Annotated in this window: 16 protein-coding genes; 12 read left to right on the top strand and 4 right to left on the bottom strand. The window is 33.8% G+C overall.

Annotated features, from left to right (window positions below; genetic code table 11):
- The first annotated feature begins 120 nt into the window (after positions 1-120).
- Together BXY64_RS09885 and BXY64_RS09880 are read left to right on the top strand one after the other, a co-directional pair.
- On the top strand, positions 121-2808 hold the full coding sequence (locus BXY64_RS09885; RefSeq protein ID WP_170150625.1) for a S8 family peptidase: 2688 nt from the start codon (positions 121-123) through the stop codon (positions 2806-2808).
- A gap of 201 nt (positions 2809-3009) precedes the next feature.
- The gene (locus tag BXY64_RS09880) at positions 3010-3927 is read left to right on the top strand and encodes a hypothetical protein (protein ID WP_120239707.1); all 918 of its coding nucleotides are present in this window, start codon (positions 3010-3012) and stop codon (positions 3925-3927) included.
- A gap of 141 nt (positions 3928-4068) precedes the next feature.
- Here the strand turns inward: BXY64_RS09880 and BXY64_RS09875 are convergent, their stop codons facing one another.
- Together BXY64_RS09875 and BXY64_RS09870 are read right to left on the bottom strand one after the other, a co-directional pair.
- Complete coding sequence (locus tag BXY64_RS09875; RefSeq protein ID WP_211334447.1) at positions 4069-5595, bottom strand: IS1182 family transposase; 1527 nt, start codon at positions 5593-5595, stop codon at positions 4069-4071.
- A gap of 298 nt (positions 5596-5893) precedes the next feature.
- Positions 5894-6316: an Lrp/AsnC family transcriptional regulator gene (locus tag BXY64_RS09870; protein WP_120239706.1), complete on the bottom strand. Its 423-nt coding sequence runs from the start codon at positions 6314-6316 to the stop codon at positions 5894-5896.
- 128 nt (positions 6317-6444) lie between these two features.
- On the opposite strand from BXY64_RS09870, the gene BXY64_RS09865 reads away from it, so the two are divergent.
- From BXY64_RS09865 to BXY64_RS09825, 9 genes are all read left to right on the top strand, one after another.
- Positions 6445-7494: a threonine aldolase family protein gene (locus BXY64_RS09865; protein ID WP_120239705.1), complete on the top strand. Its 1050-nt coding sequence runs from the start codon at positions 6445-6447 to the stop codon at positions 7492-7494.
- Positions 7495-7535: 41 nt separating this feature from the next.
- Positions 7536-8246: an alanine--tRNA ligase-related protein gene (locus BXY64_RS09860; RefSeq protein WP_120239704.1), complete on the top strand. Its 711-nt coding sequence runs from the start codon at positions 7536-7538 to the stop codon at positions 8244-8246.
- 620 nt (positions 8247-8866) lie between these two features.
- Entirely contained in the window at positions 8867-9331 is a 465-nt protein-coding gene (gene greB, locus BXY64_RS09855; RefSeq protein WP_245996631.1) for a transcription elongation factor GreB, read from the top strand.
- 214 nt (positions 9332-9545) lie between these two features.
- The gene (locus BXY64_RS09850; RefSeq protein ID WP_120239702.1) at positions 9546-10112 is read left to right on the top strand and encodes a GNAT family N-acetyltransferase; all 567 of its coding nucleotides are present in this window, start codon (positions 9546-9548) and stop codon (positions 10110-10112) included.
- A 139-nt stretch (positions 10113-10251) separates the two neighbouring features.
- Complete coding sequence (locus BXY64_RS09845) at positions 10252-11034, top strand: alpha/beta hydrolase (protein WP_120239701.1); 783 nt, start codon at positions 10252-10254, stop codon at positions 11032-11034.
- A gap of 30 nt (positions 11035-11064) precedes the next feature.
- On the top strand, positions 11065-11952 hold the full coding sequence (locus BXY64_RS09840) for a LysR substrate-binding domain-containing protein (protein ID WP_120239700.1): 888 nt from the start codon (positions 11065-11067) through the stop codon (positions 11950-11952).
- Positions 11953-12026: 74 nt separating this feature from the next.
- Entirely contained in the window at positions 12027-12986 is a 960-nt protein-coding gene (locus BXY64_RS09835) for a YeiH family protein (protein WP_120239699.1), read from the top strand.
- 3 nt (positions 12987-12989) lie between these two features.
- Positions 12990-13709: a sulfite exporter TauE/SafE family protein gene (locus BXY64_RS09830; protein WP_120239698.1), complete on the top strand. Its 720-nt coding sequence runs from the start codon at positions 12990-12992 to the stop codon at positions 13707-13709.
- Positions 13710-13906: 197 nt separating this feature from the next.
- The gene (locus BXY64_RS09825; RefSeq protein ID WP_120239697.1) at positions 13907-14368 is read left to right on the top strand and encodes a nuclear transport factor 2 family protein; all 462 of its coding nucleotides are present in this window, start codon (positions 13907-13909) and stop codon (positions 14366-14368) included.
- A 39-nt stretch (positions 14369-14407) separates the two neighbouring features.
- Here the strand turns inward: BXY64_RS09825 and BXY64_RS09820 are convergent, their stop codons facing one another.
- Positions 14408-15628 (bottom strand): threonine/serine exporter family protein, encoded by a 1221-nt coding sequence (locus BXY64_RS09820; protein ID WP_120239696.1) that lies wholly within the window; start codon positions 15626-15628, stop codon positions 14408-14410.
- A 465-nt stretch (positions 15629-16093) separates the two neighbouring features.
- Between BXY64_RS09820 and BXY64_RS09815 the strand changes: the two genes are divergently transcribed.
- Complete coding sequence (locus BXY64_RS09815) at positions 16094-17722, top strand: SulP family inorganic anion transporter (protein WP_120239695.1); 1629 nt, start codon at positions 16094-16096, stop codon at positions 17720-17722.
- 152 nt (positions 17723-17874) lie between these two features.
- Here BXY64_RS09815 and BXY64_RS09810 read toward each other — a convergent pair whose 3' ends face one another.
- On the bottom strand, positions 17875-18318 hold the full coding sequence (locus BXY64_RS09810; RefSeq protein ID WP_120239694.1) for a DUF4405 domain-containing protein: 444 nt from the start codon (positions 18316-18318) through the stop codon (positions 17875-17877).
- Between the last annotated feature and the right edge of the window lie 18 nt (positions 18319-18336).

The raw sequence follows: 18336 nt of genomic DNA, 5'->3' as shown, positions 1-18336 counted from the left end.
ATCCTTTATTTGGAATTATTCTGCGAAGAAAATTCAACTCTCTTAATAATGTTTTGTTAATTTTATCAAACGAAAGGATAAAACACTTTTACGTTGTGCCCAATTATAAAAAATATGAACATGAAATGGATAAATTTTATAATGATAGCCTTTATTTTTTTGTTAATTGGCTGCAATAATTTGTCAAATGATGAAACTAATATGCGAAAGTTTGTAGCTAGCAAATTTCCTAGTCATAATATTTCTGAGATCAAAATGGATTCATCATTGAAAAGTAGTTGGATTATTAAATTTAATTCAGATTCCAGTAGAATATTAATACAGAACAAAGACACTTTAATAAACAACCAAATTATACCCCGAAAATCAATACAAATTGCCAACGAAGTGATTGTGAAATTGAGAAGTGAATTTAAATTAATTGATTTTAGAAATATTATAGATGAAAAAAAATTCTATAACAATGAGATCAGTATTATTGATAGCATACCAAAAACAAAAATATTCAGATTAAGAATAGCAAATAGTCGTGTAGTTAATCATCATGAGGTAATTAAAGAATTGAAAAGCCTTAATTTATTTGATATTGTTGAGCCAAATTATATAGTAACACAAGAAACCAATCAATACTTAGTAAACTATTCACCTAAGCAGTGGTATTTATATAATTCAGGCACTACCGTTCTTAATAGTAAAATTGACGCAGATATTGATGGTATAGAGGTTTTGTCTAGATGTGACCCAAAAAAACTAAAAGAAGTTATTGTTGCTGTAATTGATTGTGGTATTGACATAAATCACCCATCACTAAAAGATAATATATGGATTAATAAGCAAGAAATTGAAGGTAATAACATTGATGATGATGGGAATGGGTATGTTGATGATGTATTTGGTTGGAATTTTCAATCAAATAATAATTCAGTCTATGATTATAATGGACATGGAACTCATATAGCCGGAATAATTTGCTCTAAAGAGAATAGGCATGGTTGTCCTGTTGGGATTTCAGCAAACTCAAAGCTTCTTGTTGCGAAGTATACAAATGGTAGCATTGGTAGTACTTTTAATATTACTAAAGCAATTAATTATTGTATAGAAAAAAAAGTAGATATAATTAACATGTCATTTGGGGGATATGATAAATCTGATATTTTATATGATGCTGTTAAATCTGCCTATTATACAAATAAGATCGTATTAGTTGCTGCAGCAGGAAATGATGCAATAGATATATATGAAATACCATACTATCCAGCATCTTTTGTTTTCGTAAATACTGTTGCATCAACTAATTGTTTTGACGAATTATCAAGTTTTTCAAATTATCAAGGTTATAATTCATCTTGGAATTATGCTGTGATAGATATAGCTGCTCCTGGGACTGATATATACTCAACTATCCCAGGAGGTGGCTTTAAGTTGATGAGTGGCACCTCCATGGCTTGCCCTCAAGTGACTGCAACCTTTGCGTTATTAAAAGGAATATACTGGGATGAAAGTCCAAACGAATTAAGGTTAAGAATACTAAACTCTGCTGATATTGTAAGTTCACTACACAATAAAGTTCCTCAAAGTAGAAGACTAAATATATATAGAGCGATTTATCAACCAAAAGTTACAGCTGATTTTTGTAATGAATTAGTTTCAGGTCAACCTCGTTGTAATAGATATCCATATGCTAATTATGGAGATGAAGGCATAGACGGAGATTCATATGAAACTGCTTATGAAATTTGTACAATTGAGCAACTATTAAACATTAGAAAAGTTGATATGAATAAACATTTTAGACTTGTGAAAAATCTTGTATGGCATGGTAATCTTTCTTCAGAAACTAATATGATTGGGTTTAATTCAAACATTCCTTTTAATGGCATAATTTGGGGTGATGGCTATACCATATTTGGCTTCTCATTGAAAAGTGAAAAGGAAATTGGGTTAATAAAACATATTGGTAAGCAGGGACGTGTAATCAATTTAAAAATGGAAGGAGTTTATCTTCAAGGAAAAGGTAATGTAGGTTCAATTGCTGCTATATGTGAGGGGGGAATTAATAATGTACAAGTAACAGGGGTCGTTAAAGGTAATCGAAATGTTGGTGGTTTGGTAGGAGATCTAAAAGGAGGATGGGTATATAACGGTTACTATGAAGGACAATTATTAGCAAATAGTTTTGTTGGAGGTGTATCTGGTAAATGTTCAAGAGGGGCTAAGATCAAACGCTGTCATACGCGTGTAGATTTGATAGGAGATATCTCTGGAGGTATTTCTGGTGAGCTTTCTGGCGATTGTGAAATAAATGAAGCTTATTCCTTTGTGAAAATTAAAAGTAATTTCAAAACAGGAGGTTTAGTTGGATCATTACAATGCATGTCAAGTATTAAAAATTCTTACACTGAGGGGAGGGTTTATTCTTCAAATACAGGTGGTGGATTAGTTGGTGAAATAAGCAATGCATCTGTTGATAATTCCTATTCATTATGTCATGTGGTTGGAGATAAAGATTTAGGTGGTCTAATTGGCGTAAAGAATGATGATATTATATACAACATTGGTGGAGATTATCAAAAATGGAAGTACAAGTGTACTAATTCTCAAATTCCACCTATTCCTACTTCAATTACTAATTCATATTTTTTAAGGGATAATAACAAGTTAGGAGCTGGAGGTGTACCTAAATCATTAATAGAACTAAAGGATAAAAATACTTTTAATAATTGGTTTTCAACTTTTAATTGGACAATTCCTAAGGGGTTTACTCCAGCCTCTCCTGCTTTACCAAGAACAAATATTAGTCTTTACTAGTAATAACAGGGCACAACACGCTATAATAAATAATTTGGCGGTCAGTGGTTTGCAAAGGTTTTAGCTTTTAAGTAAGTTAGTCGCAAACTGATACGAAAGAGCTATGAAATGCCAAACTATTCATATAGCCATCCGTTAGGTACAAGCTTGAAACCTGATATGAACAATTTATCACAAAATAAAATTCTTAGATAAATAAAGATGCAATCTAAAAAGACCACATATTCTGTTCTTACTTTAATAATAGCAATTCTTACGATTTTCGCTAGTTACCATATAGGCAATAAAGCATCAAAAACATCTTATAATATTGCTGAGAAATCTGGTGTATTTAAGAAAGCAGAAATTGATTTAGCTCTTGGTTTATGGAAAATTAAATCAGACACAATTAATAATATTGTTGTGGGACTTCCTTATAACTCAAAACAAATATACATGGGGGCTATTCCTTTTTCAATAATAAACAATGGTGATGAATCTGTTTCATCTCTTCAAGTAACTTATACGTACCCAGAGTATACATTGAAGCTCTACAAATTGGATTCTATTTCAGAGCTTAGACATAATACAATGATAAATATTAAGAGAAAATATACTCATATTCCACCATTTGAATATTCGTCATTCTTATTTAGCAAGCTTTATTCTAAAAGCAAGATTGTTTCTAGTGATTTAATAGAGTTTAGTTTTACATCTACAGATATATACACAAAAAGTAAAGGAGATGAAATGATTGTTTTTATAAACAATGAAGCGACTGAAGAGAAGAATATTAAAGGTGAAAATTTACATATTAGAAAAAGGATAAATTGTATAAGAAATTTTGATGTAGATATTTCAGGAGACAACATCAAATCAGAAAAATATCAATTTTCGTACACGGCCTATAAAGCAAAAAACCTGAGTGATTTATTTGAACAACTGATTATTTCATATAAATATGACACAACTAATCTCCAATACTATGGAAGTACTTTAATATGTGTACCATATTTAAAGAGAAAAAATTATTATACTATGAAAGATGATAGCATTTTCCATGCATTTTTTGATGAAAAAACAAAAACGGCAAAGCTACTTAATAGTAGTAATGAAATTTTATTAGAAAAGGAACTGTAAAAAAGCCAGTACCTAACAAAAGTAACCGTTGCACAACCAAGTAATATTTCAAAAAAATAAGATAAAAGCCTTAAAAGTATGTGAGTTCACAAGCTTTTAAGGCTTTGTTTTTACAGTTGGTTTTGTTTGTGTTTTAAATTTTCAAGACCTTAAAACAAGCTCAAGAGAGTCAAGATAACTTCTCAAAGAAGAAAATAAGACAATGGCCTGTCTGGTCATTGTTTCAGCTGTTTTGCTCATGAATTTCATTAGTTTTTTTAGATTGTAGGCCGTAGCAGACATGTGCATTACCTTGTTGGCCTGAGCAATTCCAATGGTGTTGATTTTGCGAAGTCCCATAAACTGGGTTAAGGTTCCGAAAACAGGCTCGACTGTTGATTGCCGTTTGCCTTTCATGTATTTACCGAACTTGCTCCGCACTCTTTTGTTATTGCGTTGATACTGCTCAACGTAAACGGTTATTGCGATGCGTTTTTCATGGCTTTTGCCCAGGCATTTTTTCTTGATAGGGCAATTTTTACAATCGCTTCGTTTGGTTAAGTAATGATCCTGCAAAGAGTTGGTTACCATTTTCCGCTTTCGAAAAGTAACTTTCTTTCCCCTGGGACAAAGCCAATAATTTTCTTCCTTGCAAAATGTAAATCCTTCGGGACCGCCCTTATATGTCCCATGTGGAGGAATGTAGCTGATAATGTTTTCCTTTTCCAGAAAAGCATAGTTCTCTCCGCTGCTGTAGCCAGCATCAGCTAACAGGTTGGTAAACAAAAGGCCTTGTTTTTTCAGTCTGTGTTTTAATCGCTTGGTGGCATCCTGCAGGTATTGATTGTCTTTTTTATCGGCATGGTAAGCTTTTACATCTGTTATTACATGATTGGCTGTATCAACACTGATATTGTTTAGGTAATTCAGTTTTCTGGCTTTGCCAGGCTTTACACTGATTCTGGCATCGGGATCGGTTGGACTGTAATGGGTCTTGTTACTGGTGTACTTGGCACCTTTGTTGGCAGCTCCCGGACGTTGATCCTGATTCCTTTGCCAGTTTCGGTTGCGAGATTTTATCTCTTGCAGTTCTCTTTTATCGGCTGTTATGATTTGCTGATCGTAAGAAGCCTTATTCTTTTTAGGCTTCCTGTCTTCCCTACTCTGGTAACGAGCTTTTTGAAGATAGGCCTCCAGTTGCTCTTCAGGAACTTTCAGTTCCAAGCTATCCATACTGGCATTGGCTTTTATTGGTGCAGAATCCATAGCCTGGGTATGACCGGCAACCATTCCCTTGTCTACACACATGCTTAAAATATGCGTAAAAACCTCTTCAAATATCTTTTCAGGAAACAATTGCCTGGTACGACTTAATGTACTGTGCCAAGGCAATTGCTCATCGATATCAAATCCCAGAAAAAACAGAATATCCAAGCGCATGGAACAATGCTCAATTAATTTTCTGTCGCTAATGATATTTTCTAAGTAACCAACCAAACACAATTTGTAAAAAACAACAGGATCAATGCTTTTTTGTCCGCAATTCCCATAGTAAGATTGTGTTTTTTTGTAAAGGAAGGATAAGTTTAAAGTCTCTTTTAATCGGCGATAGAAGTTATTCTCCGGAACTCGATTGGAGAGCTGAAAGCTGGAAAACAACTTCTCTTGATAAAGCTTCTTTCCTTGCATTTTTATTTTCAAGTTAAGCCATTATTATTGCTAAGTAAAGTTTTTATTGTTAGATTTATGAACAAGTTATCAAGAGTTGTGCAACAGGCACAAAAGCTAAATTTCATGGGCGGTGGCGAGTCGCTTGAGAGTTAGCTCATTTAGGAAACACCAGCAAGCTACCAAAATTGGTTTGCTAAAAAATATAAACAAATTTAAGCGGCTTGCTTTTGTGCGGTTTGAAAGGTTGGTTCTTTAAATCGCCCACGAAACTTAGCAAGACCGTTATACGCAATTCGACTAACGTCTCGCCTATTTCTTATAAAAGATTTAAGTTGATTTTAGATGCGATCATGGTTACCGTGTCCCCAAAAGGCAATAATGAATATAAAAAGGATTGCATATGTTCTACGTCCTTAAAAAAAGCCTTCATGTATAGATTATATTCTCCCATAACACTTCGAACCTCTTTAATCTCCTTATAATTAACAACATTCTTAGTGAATGATTTAAGTTTCCCTCTATGTGCCTTAAATAAAATTAAAGCCTCAATTTCGTTATCAAGTTTTTTATAATTAATTACAGTTGTATATGCTTCAATAACTCCTGTCTCTTCAAGCCTGATCACTCGTTCCCTAACAGTAGAAGTTGATAAATTTACTTTCCTACCTATTTCAGCAAAAGAAAGTCTGGAGTTAAATTCCAAAATCTTAATTATTTCCTTATCTATTTGATCCACCATACATCTTTTGAATTTTATTGCAAAATAAAAACAATTTCACGAAAAGGACACATTAAATCCATTAATTCTATTTCTTGCACTCTATACTATATTCTAATTTTGAAAAGAATTTAATAAAGTATTTAAAAATGAAAAGATCTTTTGCAAGTGACAACTATTCAGGCATTCATTCTGAAATATTAAAAACTATTGCACAAACAAATAATGATCATTCCATTGCTTATGGTAATGACGAATATACAAAAAGGGCAATTATTAAGATAAAAGAGCATTTTGGTAATAATATTGCCACATATTTTGTATTTAATGGTACCGCAGCTAACGTTTTAGCCTTAAAAGCTATTACAAATTCTTTTAACTCCATAATATGTGCTAATTCATCACATATTAATGTTGATGAATGTGGAGCTCCTGAAAACTATACCAGATGCAAATTACTTCCTATTGAAACTGTAGATGGAAAAGTTACAAAGAGACAAGTAGAACAAAAAATTGTTGGCATAGGTGATCAACACCATGCTCAACCCAAAGTGATTTCAATTACACAGCCGACTGAATTAGGAGTTCTTTATTCTGGAGAAGAAATTAAAGAACTTGCTAAATTGGCGCATGATAACAATATGTATTTACATATGGATGGTGCACGTCTTTCAAATGCGGCGGCTAGTTTAAACCAATCTCTTAAACAGGCTTCTTTTGATTTGGGAGTAGATGTTCTTTCCTTTGGAGGTACTAAAAATGGGTTGATGTTTGGTGAAGCAATCTTGTTTCGAAACTCTGAATTATCAAAGAACTTCCAATACATTAGAAAGCAAGGTATGCAACTGTACTCTAAAATGCGCTTTATTTCAGCACAATTTGAAGCCATCTTAAATAATGATTTGTGGTTAGAAAATGCTAAACATTCAAATCAAATGGCTTCATTCTTGGCCAATGAGTTAGCTGAAATCCCATCCATTAAAATAACCCAGAAAGTAGAAACTAACAGCGTATTTGCCATTGTGCCAAAAAAAATTATTGCTGAATTGCAAAAACAATATTCTTTTTACCTGTGGAATGAAGATAAATCTGAAGTAAGGTGGATGTGTACATTCGACACACGCAAAGAAGATATATTGAGCTTTGTTTCTTTTATAAAAGAACTCCTTAATAACTTTTATTGTACAAGTGTCACATAGTATAGTTAAAACCAAGATTAATCATATAATATAAAGTAAGTATGACAAAATTAAATTATTTAGACGACTCATATTTGTTAGAGTCAAGTGCTACTGTTCAAAAGATAATAACTAATGAAAAAGGTGTGGCTGTTATATTAGATCAAACAATATTTTATCCTCAAGGTGGTGGTCAACCAACTGATATTGGTAGTATAACATTTGAAAATAACCTATTCTTAGTTACAAGTGTCAGAATGGATGAAAATGGACAAGTTTGGCATTTTGGGGAATTTCAGCAAGGAGAGTTTCAACAAGAAGAGAATGTTATTTTAAAAGTAGATGCAAAACAACGCTTGTTAAATACAAGATTACATTCAGCTGGTCATTTATTAGATTGTGCCGTTCTCGAAATGGGGTTAACCAACATCAAACCGACTAAAGGTTATCACTTCCCAAATGGCTCATATGTAGAATATAATGGTGTAATTGATGAGTCTGCCTCTTTGATACCTGGACTAGAAGAAAAAGTGAATGAATTGGTTGATAAAAACCTAGCTATTGAAAAGCAAATGTTATCACCAGAGGAAGCCAAGCAGCAAGGAGTTTGGGCCCCAGAAGGTAAATCGGCTAGAATTGTAAACTTTTTTGGATTTCCATATTGTGGCTGTGGAGGTACTCATATTAATTCGTCCAAGGAGATTGGAGAAATAACCATTCGAAAAATTAAATCTAAAAAAGGTATAACCAGAATTTCATACTGTTTAAAATAAAAACAATGATTAGTGATATTCAAAAATAAATGCTCATTGTATCCGATTATAAACACAGTTTAAATAATGATAATGTTGATTCGTTCAACTAAAATAAAAGCGTATAACATGCGCTCATATAACATAGGCGAGTAGCGGTTTTTCAAAGGTTTTGTGTTTTTAAAGAGCAACGGCAAGGTAGTCATTTTAGAATAGTTGTAATTAAATATAATTCTAAAATAGCTACCTTTCCTTTTTATGAAATTTAAAACATAAATCAACTAAGGCGCCTACGTTACATAGCGCCATCCGTTAGCAAACGTTCGAAAAGTACCCTTTTAACTCTACAATTGGGGGCTATCCTTGCTGTGCTCTAATAACAATAAATCGACTTTACATTCTCTGCAATTAAGAGATTTAGAAGATCAGGAATTTAATTAAAGAATATCTGACACACTTTATATGTTTGAAAGAGTATAAAGGGTATTTTTGCTTACTTTGGGAAATTGTTGACTAGCATTAGGGGTTCGTAGTATTATGCTCTAAACCCCAAATTCAGTATTAATTTTTTTAAATAAAATTTCATTATGCGCCGTAAAATACCAGAATCTGAAACTATAAAGTTGACTAATCGCACTCTAATGATTACACCTGAAGGTTTCGAGAAACTGAAGGAAGAGTTGAATCATATATGGAAAGTAGAACGGCCAGAGGTTACAGCTAAAGTATCATGGGCGGCAAGTTTAGGTGACCGTTCTGAGAATGCCGATTATCATTATAATAAGAAACGCTTAAGGGAGCTTGATAGGCGTATACGATACTTACGTGTATGCTTAGATGAATTTAAAGTAGTAGAATATCATCCATCACAGGAAGGAAAGGTGATGTTTGGTGCATGGGTAGAAATTGAAAACCTGCAAAAAGGGATTAAGAAAAAGCTACGAATTGTTGGATATGAAGAACTTATTGGCAATTCTGATTATATCTCAATGGATTCCCCTGTGGCAAAGTCTTTAATGAATAAGAGCATTGGTGATGAAGTTGTCGTAAAAACGAAGATTGGAGATATGGTCTGGAGAATTAACAGTATTCAGTATCAGAAGTAGGCCTTCCTGACAAATCAAAATAAAAAGCCAAAACGCTAACAAAAGTTAAAATTTAAAGGCCGTGACGCTCCCCCGAAAGCTTTCGGGGTTGATAATAAAACAAAACTTTAAACGGTGGCGGGTTACTCACTACGTATCGTGATCTCCCGTTGGTCGGTAGATAAGGCGGTAGTTGTAAATAGCCCTCAAAATTTAGCAAGATCGTTATATAATCATGAAAATTAGAAAAGCAACAAAGGAAGATTCCAGTATTATTTCAGAGCACTTATTTCTTGCTATGGAAGATATTTTATATGAATTTATTGGGATAAAAGATGCTAAAGTGGCAAAGGAATTTTTACATTACTTTGTAGAGAGAGAAGGCAATCAGTACTCCTATCAGAATTGTTTGGTAGCAGAAAGCGCGGATGGAATTGAAGGCTCTATCAATATTTACGATGGAGGCAAACTGGATGAATTGAGAAATCCAGTTGCGCAATACATTAAAGAACATTTCGATGCAGAATTTACTCCTAATGATGAAACTCAACAAGGAGAATATTATATTGATTCTTTTGGGATAAGCGCAAATAAACAAGGAAAAGGAATAGGAACAAAATTATTACAACATGTAATTCATAAGTATGATTCCAAGCAACAAACACTGGGTTTACTGGTTGATGAAGACAACCCAAAAGCTGAAAAACTATATTTAAATTTGGGCTTTAAACTTGTTGGAAGAAAAGTATTGGCAGGAAAGAAAATGAAACATCTACAACGAAAACCAATCGGGATCAGATAACTAAAAATTATTACAACAAAAGTAATAAACGCAAGCATTTTGGAAGAAACCAGCAGATCATCGGTCACTACCCATTACAATTTATTTTTGTTTGACATCAAAAACAAGCTGACCAATGACTTGCCAATTGAATTAGAATATGACAAAATCTATCATTGAAAATATTAAAATCGGAAGTAAGAATTTAAAGAAAAAAATGAATGTTTCGGTTTACTTACCAAGTGATTACAATGAGAAAGATAGTTTTCCAACACTATACTTTCATCATGGGAGAAATGGAAATGAGAACATTTTAATAGAAGCTGAATTAAATACAGTTGCCGATAAATTAATTGCAAAACAAAAGATAAACTCAATGATTATTGTCTGCCCGAATTTAGACAATGCCAGAGGTTTAAATTCATCACTTGAATACAAAGAAGTGAAAGACCCATTGGGTAGAATAATAAATAATGGGATGTATGAAGATTATTTTATAAATGAAGTAATCAAAGAGATTGATAATAAATATAAAACCATAAAAAATAGAAATGGAAGGTATATTGGAGGAGCATCTGTTGGTGGGTACATTGCACTTCACAACGCTTTTCGTCATCCCCATTTATTTTCTAAAGTTGGAGGACATATGCCAGCCATAGAATTGCAACTCGAGGAAGAAGATAAAGCATATTTTCAAAAAAAGGAGAATTGGGATAAATATGACCCGATTAAAATTGCAGAAGAGATGAAATGTTGTGATTTTAAAGTTTATCTTGATGCCGGAAGCCAGGATGAAGGAGATTTTTATAAGGGCTGTTCTATTCTATATAAAATATTAAAATCAAGAGGTGTTGAATCTCAAAATCATATTTGCGAAGGACATCACAATGTTGAGTACATTAAATCTAATATGGAAAAATATATGATGTTTTATGGAAATTAAAGAAGAATAAAAAAGCTAAAGCATTCACAAGTGGATTATCGAGATACTGTATTTATTGCCGTTGCTGAGAACTTGAGTTTTTCTAAGGCTGCCAATGATTTAAACATTAGTCAGCCTGCAGTAACCAAACATATCAAGGAATTAGAGATCAAATTCAATACGAATTTATTTGAGCGTAAGGGGAATAAAATTTTCCTTACCCGCAAAGGAAAGATTGTATACAATTCGTACAAACAGATTGAACAGCAATATCGGGAGCTTGAATTTGAAATCAGTCAATTGAACCATGATATCTCGGGTGATTTTATCATTGGGGCCAGTTCAACCATATCGCAGTATCTTATTCCCAAAACCATTGCTTCCTTTCACAAACGCTATCCTAAAGTGAATATTCACCTTATAAATGGCAATTCTTTTGACATGGAGCAGCTTTTACTAAACAATAAGGTTGATATTGCCTTGGTTGAAAATCACTCCTCTCAGTCAGGGATACGATATAAAAGCTTTCTTGATGATGAACTGATTTTGGTAACTGGTGGCAATAGCATCTATTCAAAACGTAAAACCATAAGCAAAAATGATTTGCTTCAGTTTCCTATTGTACTGAGAGAAAAAGGATCGGGTACGCTTGAAGTGATTAAAGAAGCTTTGTTGAAACAGAACCTGGATTTTGAAGATCTTAATGTGCCCATTCATTTAGGAAGTACCGAATCAATTAAGAACTTCCTGCTTGATTTTGATGGACTGGCAATTGTTTCCGAACAAGCAGTTAAAACAGAATTGTATCTGAAAACACTCGTAGAAATAAAGGTTACAGGTGTACATATTCCTCGTCAATTTCGAATTGCATATAAAATGGGTCACAAAAGCAGACAAGTTGAATTGTTTGAAAACTTCCTACTGGGATATAATTTGTAGTTATACCTGATAACTAATTAGTATTTGCTTTGGTTATAGCTCGATGATACTTTTGTAAACAAAAAAGTATTCGTATGATCGTATTGAAAGCTGTAAAAAGTAGCATTGGCTTTGGAAATCAATCAAAGTATTTCAATTGGCCTTATTTAACTATTGTTTGTTTGTGCTTTATGCCCTTTATGTCTCCGGCTATAGCACTATGTGTTGGCCTGATGTTTTCATTTTTGGGAATTAAGCATGAAAGCATACATTGCTACACCTCAAAAATACTCCAGGCATCTATCGTTTTAATGGGCTTTGGAATGAGCTTGACTGCTGTTATCTCAGCATCGAAAAATGGTTTTCTCGAAACAGCAATTTCGGTAACGGTTGTAATGCTACTGGGTATTTTTCTGGGAAAACTGCTTAAGGTTGAAAAAAACATTAGTCTGCTTATTGCTTGTGGAACCGCTATTTGTGGAGGTAGTGCCATAGCGGCCGTTGCCCCTATTCTTAATAGTAAAAATTACCAAAATTCTTTTGCGCTTATTGTGGTTTTTGTGTTAAACGCAATCGCATTGTTATTATTTCCTTTTCTTGGGCATCAGTTGGGCTTAAGCCAGGAAACTTTTGGCAATTGGGCTGCTATAGCCATTCACGATACCAGCTCGGTAGTTGGCGCAGGTGCAATTTACGGCGAAAAAGCCTTACAAGTTGCCACCACAGTTAAACTTATCCGTGCTTTATGGATTATCCCTTTATCGTTGATTGTTGCATTTATGAATCGAAGTGGGGAAAAGAAATCGATCCATTTTCCATGGTTCATCCTGCTATTCGTACTTGCTATTGTATTTGCCAATATATTTCCCACTTACCAGGCAAGCTACGAACACTTTAGCTGGTTGGGAAAACGTGGAATGTTGATTGCTTTGTTCCTAATCGGTTCGAATATCAGTGTTGGTGAAATTAGAAAATCGGGCGTTAAAAGTTTTGCGCTTGGCATTATTCTTTGGGGTGTGATAGCTGTAGGTTCATTGTTCTTTTTAATTTATTAAGTCATGCCAAATATCTATATCTTTCTTACCGTAATAATTTCGAGTTTGATTAAGGGAGTAAGCGGCTTTGGTTTTGCACTAATTTCTTTACCGATTTTATTGACATGGTACGCACCCAAAGAAATTATCCCAGTTCTCATGATTTGCAATCTTGTTGCCTCAGTATTTATCATCTTACAGAAGAAAAACCAACCGTTAATTGATAAGGCATCCATATCCTTAATCGTATCAGGAGGAATTTTTACGCTTATTGGAGTTTTGGTTTTAAAGCATGTTAATGCCAATCGTTTGGTTCACTTTTCGGGAGTGGTGTTTTTGGTGATCACCTTCTTGTCTTTTATCAAAGGCAATAAAAGACATGCTGTTTTGCCTGCTTATGTGTATCCAATTGTTGGGGCTATTATTGGAACAATAACCGGAATTATCTCGATTAGTGGACCTCCTTTGGCCCTTTTTCTGAACAGGGCAAATGTTGACAACAAACAATTTAGAGAGATATTTGCATGGTTTAGTGTTGTAACAGCAGTAATTGCAATTGCAGGTTACTACCATGTTGGCTGGCTTACTCCTCAGGCCTTAAAATTATCTTTGCTCTTCTCTCCCATCTTGTTAGCAGGAACCATAGTTGGCAAATATTTTAATGGGATCATTCCAATTAAGAGTTTTCGTACCATCAATATCCTACTTACGTTGATTTCTTGTTTCCTCTTGTTAATTCGTTAATTATTCAAACTGCAAACATTTACATCGAACTCACGTTAATTAATCCTTTTGCTGATTCTTGTACTTATTTCAGAGTTAAGAAAAATTCTTTGTAACAAATCTTGAATTGTTATATATTTAGGTATCCAAAATGATTCTGCTATTTACCATCATTCAAACTTCACCAATTATTTTACTCATCCTAAAAAGTCAAAAAAATGAAAAAAGTATTGTTTTTGTTAGTAGCAGTAGTGCTAAGCTCAGGAGTTTTTGCTAAAGATTTGAAAAAAGAAAAAGAAGCAATTAAAAATGTAATTCAAACCGCTTATGTTGATGGTCTTCAGAATGAAGGTGATTTAGAGAAGATTGATTCAGGAATCCATCCTGACTTCCGTTTAATTGGAATTGGTAAAGAAAATAGCATGTGGAGCCTTCCTATCGATCAATGGAAAGAGAAAACCAAAAAGAAAAAAGCTGATGGCAAGTTTCCTCGAACAGGTGACAAAAAGGTAAGTGTCAAATTCGAGAACATCGACATTACCGGTAATGCCGCAATAGCTAAAATCCAGTTTTTTGTTGGCACAAAACTTACTTACGTTGATTATATTTCATTGTATAAGTTTCCGAATGGCTGGAAAATGGTAAATAAAATCTACTACAAGATTCCAGAGAAGAAATAAAGATTAAAAGAAGGAGAAAGGCGTAAACTTTCTCCTTTTTTATTTCATGTTCGATACTGGCGAGTTTTTTCTATCAATAAAACTACCAGAGAAAATTAAACCTCCAATAATTCCCATAAATATGTACAAGATTTGTTCACCCATATTGCTGTAGGTATTTCCTGCATTTAAAAACACACTACTCAAGCCTATAAATGCCTTACTCCCTGGCACCAGCATAACTATTCCCGGAACCAAATAAACCAATTCTGGCGATTTTGTAATCTTGCTAAATAGTTTGCTACAGCTTACTGCTACTAGTGTTCCAATAAAAATGCTAATCAGAATACCTGTAAAATCGAATAATGTTGTGGTGTAGTAACTTGCAAATCCTGCTATCACACAAAACAACAAGTCTTTGGGACGTACTTTAAATACTGGTAGTAAACTTAAGGCAAGTAAGATTATCGCAAAATAATCTATCCAATTGGGCACATCGTTTACAACATCATTAGGTTTCAGATCTACAAAGCTGGAAAGTACTGCAAGTCCAAGAACAACTCCAAAGAATTGCTTGAATAAGGAAACCAATGCATCAAACAGTTTTGCCGTTCCGGAAACCAAACTGCGGGAAGTAATTTCCTCTAATGCAGTGGTGATGGATAATCCTGGGATAAAAACAATAATTGAAGCCAAAATTGTCATAGAGATATTAATCTGCTCGAATTTTAAGGCCAATAAACCCGTAATAATGGTAACAGTAAATGCTACAAGCGATTCCAATGTACTACGCACATAACTTGATTTTTGTGCTAATAATGTAATTCCATATACCACTGCTCCAAGTAAAAATGCAAGAAGAGAAGAAACCCAACTTGTATCCAGAATAATACTAAAAGCTCCAGCAGATGTCATAAAAGCAAACAGTTCGGTTAGTTTGCCATAGCCCAGAGGAGCGGTTTTTATATTCTCAATGGCCTGTTTGGCTTCTGCGAAGCTAATTTTATTGGACAATACATTATTGGTAATCTCCACAATTTTGGATAATGCTCCCAAATTTAGTTCGCCTGGTGGCACACATTCCACATAGTTGTAGGTATGATCATCTTCCTCGTAAAATACGTAGTTGATCCAGGTAGGCGTATCCATAAAACTGCCTTTGATCCCCTTCTTTTCGGCAATTTCGTTTAAATATACCTGGGATTTATACGATGGAACACCATAAGTATGTAGCGCTTTTCCAAGCTGAACAATGAATTTGTATTTCTGAGGTATATGCATTATTCTCTTACAATTAAAAAACAGTTATACTGCTATTGGAACCTAAAATCGCACAAAAATACAATTTATCTATCTCATTTGGGTATCTTATTTTACACTTGCTTTTATTTATAAGAATTCACCTTTCTACACTCTAATTTACAATAGATCAAACGGCTAAAACCTTTACCTAATAATCAAACAATTACAGACAATTTTGTCCTTAAATAAAATATAAGTAGGAATCCAAAAATTTATCAATAACAGAGAACAACGAGAGCCGTTTAGCATTACTTTTGCAGCTTAATTATACCATGTAAAATTCTGAATGATTGAAATAGAAATTTCTGGATTTTCTTTTGTGGCGAAATCTAAAAAATTAAAACATAGCAGAGTTACGTTGTATTTTTTAGTACAGCTACAGAAGAAAAGATGAGATTTATATCAATCATTTGGAGTTTTACTTGGTAACTAAATCAAATTTCAATGAAATCTATCTTCAAGCCTAAACTGTTCTCAGTTTTAAAAGGCTATAATTCTCAATCTTTTCAAAAAGATTTATTCGCAGGTATAATTGTAGGTATTGTTGCACTTCCTTTGGCAATTGCTTTCGCTGTTGCTTCGGGTGTTTCGCCCGAAAAAGGTTTGATTACTGCAATTATTGCCGGATTTTTAATATCGTTTATAGGTGGTAGTAGGGTTCAAATTGGAGGACCTACAGGAGCCTTTATCGTTATTGTTTATGGTATTGTGAATCAGTATGGATTAGATGGCTTAATGATATCTACCTTTCTAGCAGGTATTATTCTCGTTCTCTTTGGATTACTGCGCTTGGGTGCAATCCTTAAATTTATTCCGCATCCCTTAATTGTTGGTTTTACATCTGGTATTGCCTTGGTAATTTTTTCTACTCAAATCAAGTCTGCATTTGGTTTGGATATTGATTCTGTTCCTTCTGAATTTATTGAGAAATGGATGTGTTATTTCACGAATTTGGATAGTCTTAATGTTTATGCCATTGCCATTAGTGTTGGAACCATTTTAATCAGTTTATATGCAGGAAAACTAATTCCAAAAATTCCTGGATCGTTTATTGCCATTATTACAATGACTGTATTGGTTCAAGTTTTAGAATTGCCTGTAAATACAATAGAATCGATATATGGAGAAATACCTAACTCCATTTCATTTGACATGCCCAATATCGATTGGAGTTTGGTGCATAACTATTTTCAACCTGCTTTAACCATTGCCATTTTGGGTGCAATTGAGTCATTGCTTTCAGCTGTAGTAGCCGATGGTATGATTGGTGGTAATCATCGCTCCAACACTGAATTGATTGCTCAAGGTATTGCCAATATCTTCTCTCCTATTTTTGGTGGGATTCCTGCAACCGGTGCAATTGCCAGAACTGCTACCAATGTAAAAAATGGTGGACGTACTCCTGTTGCCGGAATTGTTCATGCATTAACACTTCTGTTAATCATGTTGGTATTTGGTAAGTGGGCCAAACTGATTCCGATGTCGTGTTTAGCAGGTATTCTGATTGTTGTTTCCTACAATATGAGCGAATGGCGTTCGTTCCGATCTATATTAAAAGGATCGCGCTTCGACATCATCGTTTTGCTAACTACATTCTTCCTAACCGTATTGGTTGACCTTACTGTAGCAATTGAATTTGGAATTGTTTTGGCTGCGCTAATTTTCATGTATCGCATGTCAAAAATAAATGGTGTAATGCCTGTTGAAACTGAAACCGATGAAATTCAGAATTACAATCTTATCCCAAAAGAGATAGAGATTTATGAAATTAGTGGTCCTTTCTTTTTTGCTGCTGCCAAAAGATATCAGGAAACTTTACGAGAACTTAAGCATTCTACCTCAGTTTTAATCATCAGAATGCGACACGTTCCTTTTATAGATGCTACGGGAATTAGAAATTTTACAGAAATAATTAAAAATCTTTCCAACCGTAAAACAAAGGTCATATTGTCTGGCGTAAATAAAGAAGTAAGACTTGAGCTGAAAAGATGTGAAATTGCCGACTTTATTTCTGAGAAGGACATTTGTGACAATTTTGAAGAAGCACTAAAGCGTGCTAAAGAAAAAATATAATGCCAATTTGGTATCTAATGTAAAAAGCAGGATCAATTGATCCTGCTTTTTTAATCATGTCTATAAGCCAAATATTAAGGACATGATCACGCTACTACTTGTTATTTTAAATTGCGTTAGCATCAATACATATTTAAATAGTATATCCTTTGCTATTTAACTTGAGATTGATGTTTATGCATTCTTTTCTCAATTTGATAATGTTTATTTCCTCTTGCTTGCTCCGATACTTGAGGATTAATGAAAAATGGCAATAGAATAAAAGACAAGCAAATTAGCAAGAAAACACTTATTCCAGCCAAAGCACCTCCTGATAAGCCCATAAACTTTGCAAACATTGATTTTATCAGATTCCAATGATAAACTACATGTAAAACCAATAGAAATATCATAATTACCCCACAAATCAAGTGAATATTACCCCATTCATGTCTGTTCATCCCTAAAAATTCCAAATTCACCTGTGTACCATACTTAGCCCATATTTCCTGGCCTGAAATTAACACATACTTAATCAAAAAGCCGATTCCAACTACAAGCGAAAAGCATAATAGCAGCAGTAAATCAATCCAAATATTTAATTTCATTTTGCTCATACTAAGTATTTTTAGGAA

The sequence above is a fragment of the Marinifilum flexuosum genome, from assembly GCF_003610555.1.
Lineage (GTDB): Bacteria > Bacteroidota > Bacteroidia > Bacteroidales > Marinifilaceae > Marinifilum > Marinifilum flexuosum.
Note: the sequence above shows the minus strand (reverse complement) of the source record. Positions and strands in the feature narration are given on the sequence as shown.

Bases quoted from the DNA above. Each gene is read 5' to 3' on its own strand.
- BXY64_RS09860 (WP_120239704.1), top strand. From the start codon at position 7,536: ATGACAAAATTAAATTATTTAGACGACTCATATTTGTTAGAGTCAAGT.
- BXY64_RS09850 (WP_120239702.1), top strand. From the start codon at position 9,546: ATGAAAATTAGAAAAGCAACAAAGGAAGATTCCAGTATTATTTCAGAG.
- BXY64_RS09880 (WP_120239707.1), top strand. From the start codon at position 3,010: ATGCAATCTAAAAAGACCACATATTCTGTTCTTACTTTAATAATAGCA.
- BXY64_RS09815 (WP_120239695.1), top strand. From the start codon at position 16,094: ATGAAATCTATCTTCAAGCCTAAACTGTTCTCAGTTTTAAAAGGCTAT.
- BXY64_RS09820 (WP_120239696.1), bottom strand. From the start codon at position 15,628: ATGCATATACCTCAGAAATACAAATTCATTGTTCAGCTTGGAAAAGCG.
- BXY64_RS09835 (WP_120239699.1), top strand. From the start codon at position 12,027: ATGATCGTATTGAAAGCTGTAAAAAGTAGCATTGGCTTTGGAAATCAA.
- BXY64_RS09845 (WP_120239701.1), top strand. From the start codon at position 10,252: ATGACAAAATCTATCATTGAAAATATTAAAATCGGAAGTAAGAATTTA.
- BXY64_RS09825 (WP_120239697.1), top strand. From the start codon at position 13,907: ATGAAAAAAGTATTGTTTTTGTTAGTAGCAGTAGTGCTAAGCTCAGGA.
- BXY64_RS09885 (WP_170150625.1), top strand. From the start codon at position 121: ATGAAATGGATAAATTTTATAATGATAGCCTTTATTTTTTTGTTAATT.
- BXY64_RS09810 (WP_120239694.1), bottom strand. From the start codon at position 18,318: ATGAGCAAAATGAAATTAAATATTTGGATTGATTTACTGCTGCTATTA.
- BXY64_RS09865 (WP_120239705.1), top strand. From the start codon at position 6,445: ATGAAAAGATCTTTTGCAAGTGACAACTATTCAGGCATTCATTCTGAA.
- BXY64_RS09875 (WP_211334447.1), bottom strand. From the start codon at position 5,595: ATGCAAGGAAAGAAGCTTTATCAAGAGAAGTTGTTTTCCAGCTTTCAG.
- BXY64_RS09870 (WP_120239706.1), bottom strand. From the start codon at position 6,316: ATGGTGGATCAAATAGATAAGGAAATAATTAAGATTTTGGAATTTAAC.
- BXY64_RS09830 (WP_120239698.1), top strand. From the start codon at position 12,990: ATGCCAAATATCTATATCTTTCTTACCGTAATAATTTCGAGTTTGATT.
- greB (WP_245996631.1), top strand. From the start codon at position 8,867: ATGATTACACCTGAAGGTTTCGAGAAACTGAAGGAAGAGTTGAATCAT.